This window comes from Actinotalea ferrariae CF5-4, from assembly GCF_000603945.1.
GTDB lineage: Bacteria > Actinomycetota > Actinomycetes > Actinomycetales > Cellulomonadaceae > Actinotalea > Actinotalea ferrariae.
In genome coordinates this window covers 1-5,859 of record NZ_AXCW01000159.1, presented here as the reverse complement: position 1 = coordinate 5,859, position 5,859 = coordinate 1, and the positions used below count along the sequence as shown (strand labels likewise).

The 5,859-nt window shown below is 74.2% G+C and carries 8 protein-coding genes; 7 read left to right on the top strand and 1 reads right to left on the bottom strand.

Annotation, left to right across the window (positions count from 1 at the left end):
• Positions 1–66 precede the first annotated feature (66 nt).
• Positions 67–1,731 (bottom strand): multicopper oxidase family protein, encoded by a 1,665-nt coding sequence (locus tag N866_RS13115; protein ID WP_034227049.1) that lies wholly within the window; start codon positions 1,729–1,731, stop codon positions 67–69.
• Positions 1,732–1,934: 203 nt separating this feature from the next.
• On the opposite strand from N866_RS13115, the gene lepB reads away from it, so the two are divergent.
• From lepB to N866_RS13080, 7 genes are all read left to right on the top strand, one after another.
• Positions 1,935–2,414, top strand: a complete 480-nt coding sequence (gene lepB, locus N866_RS13110) for a signal peptidase I (protein ID WP_034227047.1) — start codon at positions 1,935–1,937, stop codon at positions 2,412–2,414.
• A 229-nt stretch (positions 2,415–2,643) separates the two neighbouring features.
• Positions 2,644–3,870, top strand: a complete 1,227-nt coding sequence (locus N866_RS13105; RefSeq protein WP_034227045.1) for a BaiN/RdsA family NAD(P)/FAD-dependent oxidoreductase — start codon at positions 2,644–2,646, stop codon at positions 3,868–3,870.
• A 37-nt stretch (positions 3,871–3,907) separates the two neighbouring features.
• Complete coding sequence (locus tag N866_RS13100) at positions 3,908–4,630, top strand: LmeA family phospholipid-binding protein (RefSeq protein ID WP_034227043.1); 723 nt, start codon at positions 3,908–3,910, stop codon at positions 4,628–4,630.
• Positions 4,631–4,800: 170 nt separating this feature from the next.
• Positions 4,801–5,064: a type B 50S ribosomal protein L31 gene (locus N866_RS13095; RefSeq protein ID WP_034227041.1), complete on the top strand. Its 264-nt coding sequence runs from the start codon at positions 4,801–4,803 to the stop codon at positions 5,062–5,064.
• Positions 5,061–5,183: a type B 50S ribosomal protein L36 gene (gene ykgO, locus N866_RS13090; RefSeq protein WP_034227039.1), complete on the top strand. Its 123-nt coding sequence runs from the start codon at positions 5,061–5,063 to the stop codon at positions 5,181–5,183. The genes N866_RS13095 and ykgO overlap by 4 nt, the downstream gene beginning before the upstream one ends.
• A complete protein-coding gene (gene rpmF / locus N866_RS13085) occupies positions 5,183–5,356 on the top strand; it encodes a 50S ribosomal protein L32 (RefSeq protein WP_034227037.1) in 174 nt (57 codons plus the stop codon). The genes ykgO and rpmF overlap by 1 nt, the downstream gene beginning before the upstream one ends.
• 64 nt (positions 5,357–5,420) lie before the next feature.
• Positions 5,421–5,702: an HU family DNA-binding protein gene (locus N866_RS13080; RefSeq protein WP_034227035.1), complete on the top strand. Its 282-nt coding sequence runs from the start codon at positions 5,421–5,423 to the stop codon at positions 5,700–5,702.
• Positions 5,703–5,859: the final 157 nt, after the last annotated feature.

The window sequence follows — 5,859 nt, the reverse complement described above, 5'->3', positions numbered from 1 at the left end:
GCCCCGACCCGCCCGGCGGAGGCCCCGGCCGCAGGCGCGGCGAGGGCGGCCGCCGGGCGCAGCACCTCAGGCCCCGACGGGGAAGCCTGGCTCGTAGGTCGGCGAGTCCGGCGGCCCGCCGTCCCAGGCGGCCGGGGCGGCGAGGACAGGGTGGTTCGGGTCTGCGTCGAACGGCACCTTGCCGACGCGGAACTGGGCCATCATGTCGTGGTCCTCGTGCGGCAGGTTGTGGCAGTGGATCATGTAGCGGCCACCGGGGCTGCCCTCGGGCACGGAGAACCGCATGAGGAGCCGGACGGTCTCGCCCTCGCCGACGTAGACGGTGTCCTTCGGGCCGCGCTCCCACGCGAAGGGCCGTCGGTCGCGGGTCGAGTTGCGCCACAGGACGGCGAAGTCCACGAGGTGGATGTGCACGGGGTGGAACCAGCCGCCGGAGCTGTTCTCCACCTCCCAGATCTCCACGTCGTCCACATCGGGGTCGGCGATGACGCGCTGGTACCCGCTGCTGACGACGTCCGCCCAGGTGTGGTCGTTGATGCTCCACGCGTTGGTGATGTCGTCGTGCTTGAGGCGCATCCGGGTCGTCCGCCGCGCCATCTGCGGCGTCAGCGCCATGACGGCGTCGGCGTGCGGGTGGACGTCCAGGGCGGTGGGGACGGCGTTGTTGGCGCCGTCGAACGCCTCGTCCGTCACGAGGAAGCGCATCACCTTGTTGGTGTGGTCGTAGTTGACGTTGTTCTTGTTGCTGGCGTTGAGCAGGTCCACCGCGGTACCGGGGGCGTACCTGCGGAAGTCGACGAGGATCTCGTACCGCTCGCCGCTGCCCTGCCGGAAGCTGCCGACCGGCTGCGGGACGCGCAGCATGCCTGCGTCCGTCGCGACGATCGTCATCGCCTCGCGCGTGCTGAGCGAGAGGCGCCACGACCGGGAGATCGACCCGGCCACGACCCGGAACCGGTACACGCGCCGCTTGACCCGCATGACCGGCCACGGCACGCCGTTCACCAGGACGACGTCCCCGTAGAGGCCGGAGTGGTCGTCGTCGTCGTACGCCAGGGAGCCGTCGGCCGCGAACATGGCGTCGGACAGGAGCAGCGGGACGTCGAACTCCCCCTGGGGGAGCTGTGCCTCGTCCCAGGCGTCGCGGACGTGGAACTGGCCGACCAGTCCCGAGTAGACGTTCTGGGCCGTCGTGTGTGCGGCATGGTCGTGGTACCACATGGTGCGCGCGCCCTGGACGCAGGAGTACCGGTACTCCTTGACCTGCCCGGGCAGGGACAGGTCGCTCGCGTACCCGTCGTACTGCGGGAGCGAGGCGTTCCCGTGCAGGTGGGTGGCCATGGCGAAGGGGTGCCCGAACTGGGGGTGCGTCGCCGGCAGCGCGTTGCGGACGCGCAGGCTGACCCGCTCCCCGTCGGCCACCCGGATCGTCGGGGAGGGCAGCACGCCGTTGTAGGTCCAGACGGGCGTGGACAGGCGCGTGAGCACCGCGGCGGCGGCCTGCTGCGCGGTGACGCTGTACTTCACGAGGGGGCCGGCCTCGTCGACGGTGCGCTCGTACGGCCTGAGCACGGCCGGCCGCCGGAAGGGCTGGCCGTACGGCCGGGGGAAGTCGCGCGCGGACAGGTAGCTCGCGCTCTTGCTCATCGCCCGTTCCCCGAGCGGCGTGGCGAGCGCGCCGACCCCGAGGATCCCCAACGCCCCCAGCTTCAGCACGTCCCGTCGTTCCATGGCCGATCACTCCTCCGCCGTGCTCCCCACCCCGTCGGGTGCTCGGACCGGGCGGCCGCTCGGTCCTGCGCACGACAGTGGTGCGGCGCCGTGACACCCGGATAAAACCGGTCCGACCGCAGAGGCGCTGTGACGGCTCTGTCACGCGTGGGTGGTGCCGTGAGCGGGTGCTGCAGCGGGTGTCTGGAGAGACGGGTGCGCGTGTGGCCGGACCGACGGCGCGCCGACGACGGGTCGTCGGGCTCGGCGCCGGCGTCCTCGCGCTCCTCGTCGTCCGTCTGGTCCTGGTCGCGCCGGTAGCCGTCTCGGGGCAGAGCATGACGCCCACCGTCGACGACGGCGCGGTCGTGCTCGTCGCGCTCCGGGCGGATCCCGCAGGGCTGGGCCGCGGCGACGTCGTCGTCCTGCGGGACCCGGAGGGAGCGCTGTCGCTCAAGCGGGTGGCCGGCCTGGCCGGGGACACCGTCGCGATCCTCGACGCGGTGCTGACGGTGAACGGCCGGGCGGTCGACGAGCCCTACCTGGACCTGGCGACCGTGGACGGCTCGTTCGCCCCGCAGGTGCTCGTGCCCGGGGGGCACGTCTACGTCCTCGGGGACAACCGGGACCGGTCGGTGGACTCGCGCGACTACGGCACCGTCCCGCTCGAGGACGTCCTCGGCCCGGTCCTGCTGACCTGGTGACCTGGCACGTTCACGCGGGCGTCACGCCGGCGGGCCACGGTGGTGGGGCGCCGGCTTCCGGTGCCCCCGTGGGTCCGATCCTCCCGACCTGCCCCTGGGGTGCGGTGCCCGGTGAGCAGCGGCCGCTCACCGGGCACCGTGCGGTGCGTGCCGGCCGGGAGCCGTCCGTGGGATACGTTCCGGCCGTGCTCCCTGACAGCCCGCTCCGCGCGCCCGGACGGGCGGCCGCGTGAGGACGGCGACCGTCGTCGGCGGTGGACCTGCCGGGTTGATCGCCGCGGAGGTGCTCGCCGGGGCGGGCGTGGCGGTGACGGTCTACGACCGCATGCCGTCGGTGCCCCGAAAGTTCCTGCTCGCCGGGCACGGCGGGCTGAACATCACGCACAGCGAGGGCCGCGAGCCGATGTTGAGCCGGTACGGGCCGTCCGCCGACCGGCTCGCGCCCGTGCTGGCGGCCTTCGGCCCGGAGGAGCTGCGCGAGTGGTGCGCCGGGCTGGGCGAGCCGACGATGGTCGGCTCCAGCGGGCGGGTGTTCCCGCGGTCCTTCCGTGCGACCCCGCTGGCGCGCGCGTGGCTCGCGCGCCTGACCGACCTGGGGGTGCGGCTCGAGCGGCGGCAGCGCTGGACGGGCTGGACGGACGACGGCGCCCGGCTGGTCCTCACCGCGGACGACGGCGCCACGACGGAGGTCGCCGGCGACGTGACGGTCTTCGCGCTCGGGGGCGCGTCGTGGCCGCGGCTCGGGGCGGACGGCGGCTGGGTCGAGGCGTTCGCCGAGCGCGGGGTGGCGGTCGCACCCCTGCGGCCGGCGAACGTCGGGGTGCGCGTGGCGTGGAGCCCGGACGTCGCCGAGCGGTTCGCCGGGGTGCCGCTCAAGCAGGTCGGGCTGGCGGTGCGGGGGCACGGCCGACCGGTCCGGGGGGACGCGATGGTGACCCGCACCGGGCTCGAGGGCGGCCCGGTCTACGCGATCGGTGCCGCCATCCGTGACGCCCTCGACGGCGAGGGGTGCGTCCTCGAGGTCGACCTGCGGCCGGACCTCACCGCCGCGCAGCTCGCCGACCGCCTGCGCCGTCGTCGGCCGAAGGACTCGGGGTCGACGTGGCTGCGCCGGTCGATCGGGCTGGACCCGGTGTCGATCGCCCTGCTGCGGGAGGCGGGCGGCGGCGCGCTGCCCACGGACGCGGCCGCCGCCGCGGCCCTGGCCAAGGCGGTGCCCGTGACGGTGACCGCGACGATGCCCATCGACAGGGCGATCTCGACCGCCGGCGGCGTCGCGTGGTCGGAGGTCGACGGGTCGCTGATGCTGCGCCGGATGCCCGGCACGTTCCTCGCCGGGGAGATGCTCGACTGGGAGGCGCCGACCGGCGGGTACCTGCTGCAGGCCTCTTTCAGCACCGGCGTGGTCGCGGCCCGGGGTGCGCTGTCCTGGCTCGAGGGGCGCCAGGTGCGCTGACGCGCCGCCACGTGGCACGCGGGACAGACTGATCGGCATGGAGCGGCGGCGTCTTCTCGACGGGCTGGTGGGGGCCGCCGTCGCCGTGCTCGTCCTGGTGCTCGTCGGCGTCGTCGGGTTCCTGGTGCTGAGCGAGCCGGCGGGCCGGGCGGACGGGCCGTCCCCGCGTCCGACGGCGGGCGGGGGGCCGGGGGACCGGGCGGGCGACGCCCCCGCCGCGCCGACGGACCTGAGCGACGGCGAGGTGTGGATGGGTGACGTGGCCCTGGAGGCCGGGTCGCTCGCGACCGCGGACGGCCTGCTCCACGACGTGCAGGCCGAGGGCGTGGACGTCCGGACCGGCCCGGCCGGGCTGACGGCGGCGTCGATGGTGCTCGACGCGACGGTGCCGTTCGAGCTGGTGGCGGAGCAGATCGGCGAGGGGGTCGTCGTCGGGGCGGGACCGCGCGGCGAGGCGACGGTCGAGCGCAGCGCGGAGCTGCTGGGCCGGCGTCTGAGCGTGTCGGCGCGGGGGACCGTCGAGGTGGTGCAGGGCCGGCTGGTGATCGAGCCGACGTCCATCGACGTGGGCGGGGGGTCGTTCCTCTCCGGCGTCCTCGCGGCGCTCGTGCGGGAGGCCGTGACGATCGAGCACACGATCCAGGGCATCCCCGAGGGCATGGTGCTCGACGACGTCGCGGTGCAGGGCGACGGGTTCCGCGCGCGTCTGGTGGGGGAGGACGTCCGGCTTGCGCCGGGGGACCTGGCCATCGCGCCCTGAGGCGGCTCAGCGCTGGTCGGTCACACCGTTCGACGCCGGGCCACCTCGAATCGCGCCTACGTCGTGGTGCTGGTGCACGTCAGTGACCCAATCCGCTCGTTTGACGGGAATGATTCTCATTCTTAGTGTTGCCGTGTCCAGCGGGCAGCGACAGAAGAGAGCAGCGGCACATGAAGCAGGGCATCCACCCCGACTACCACCCCGTGGTGTTCCGCGACCCGTCCGCGGGGTTCGCGATCCTCACCCGGTCCACCGTGACGTCGTCGGCGACCGTGCAGTGGGAGGACGGCAACACCTACCCGGTGGTCGACGTCGACGTGTCCTCCGCGTCCCACCCGTTCTACACCGGGCGCACGCGCGTGCTCGACACCGCCGGGCGGGTCGAGAAGTTCCGCCGGCGGTACGGCCTCAGCGGTCAGGAGGACGCGCGATGAAGGTGCGGGCCTCCCTGGCGTCCCTGAAGAAGAAGGAGGGCTCGATCGTGGTCCGTCGACACGGGAAGACCTTCGTCATCAACAAGAAGAACCCCCGCTGGAAGGCCAGGCAGGGCTGATGGCCGTCCCCAAGCGCCGCACCTCCCGCAGTCGCACCCGCTCGCGGCGCGCGCAGTGGAAGGCCGCCCCGGTCGACCTCGTGCCCCTGCGCGTCGACGGCACGGACCTCCGCGTCCCCCGACGCCTGGTCCGCGCGATCCGGCGCGGCCTCGTCGACGTCACCACCCTGTGACCCCCGTCCCGCCCTCCGCGGCGGCCGGCACGCCCACCGACACACCCGATCACCAGGAGACCTCATGCCCATGACCCGCACCGACGTCGTCAGCTCCGTGGCCCAGCGCGCCGGACTGACGACGGCGCAGGGCGACGCCGCCCTCACGGCCCTGCAGGACGTCCTCGTCGAGGCCCTGCGCGCCGGTGAGGCCGTCCGCATCCAGGGGCTGCTCACGGTCGAGCGCGCCGAGCGTGCCGCGCGCACCGGTCGCAACCCCCGCACCGGCGAGGCGCTCGAGATCCCGGCCGGTCACGTCGTGCGCGTCTCCGCCGGCAGCGTCCTGAAGGCCGCGGTCAAGAGCTGAGGCGTCGGGCGGCCGCGGGTAGGGGCCGCGGTCACCCCCAGCGGGGCTCTCGCGCCCGGGGAGTCGGCGGGCGTCGAGTTCGTGCTCCCTCTCGTCCGTGGCGAGAACGACGAAGGGCCCGTCACCCACATCTGTGCGGGTGACGGGCCCTTCGTAT

What these genes read in the sequence shown, in the direction of transcription:
- ykgO (WP_034227039.1), top strand. Translation starts at nt 5,061, where the DNA reads ATGAAGGTGCGGGCCTCCCTGGCGTCCCTGAAGAAGAAGGAGGGCTCG.
- N866_RS13100 (WP_034227043.1), top strand. Translation starts at nt 3,908, where the DNA reads ATGGAGCGGCGGCGTCTTCTCGACGGGCTGGTGGGGGCCGCCGTCGCC.
- N866_RS13115 (WP_034227049.1), bottom strand. Translation starts at nt 1,731, where the DNA reads ATGGAACGACGGGACGTGCTGAAGCTGGGGGCGTTGGGGATCCTCGGG.
- N866_RS13095 (WP_034227041.1), top strand. Translation starts at nt 4,801, where the DNA reads ATGAAGCAGGGCATCCACCCCGACTACCACCCCGTGGTGTTCCGCGAC.
- rpmF (WP_034227037.1), top strand. Translation starts at nt 5,183, where the DNA reads ATGGCCGTCCCCAAGCGCCGCACCTCCCGCAGTCGCACCCGCTCGCGG.
- N866_RS13080 (WP_034227035.1), top strand. Translation starts at nt 5,421, where the DNA reads ATGCCCATGACCCGCACCGACGTCGTCAGCTCCGTGGCCCAGCGCGCC.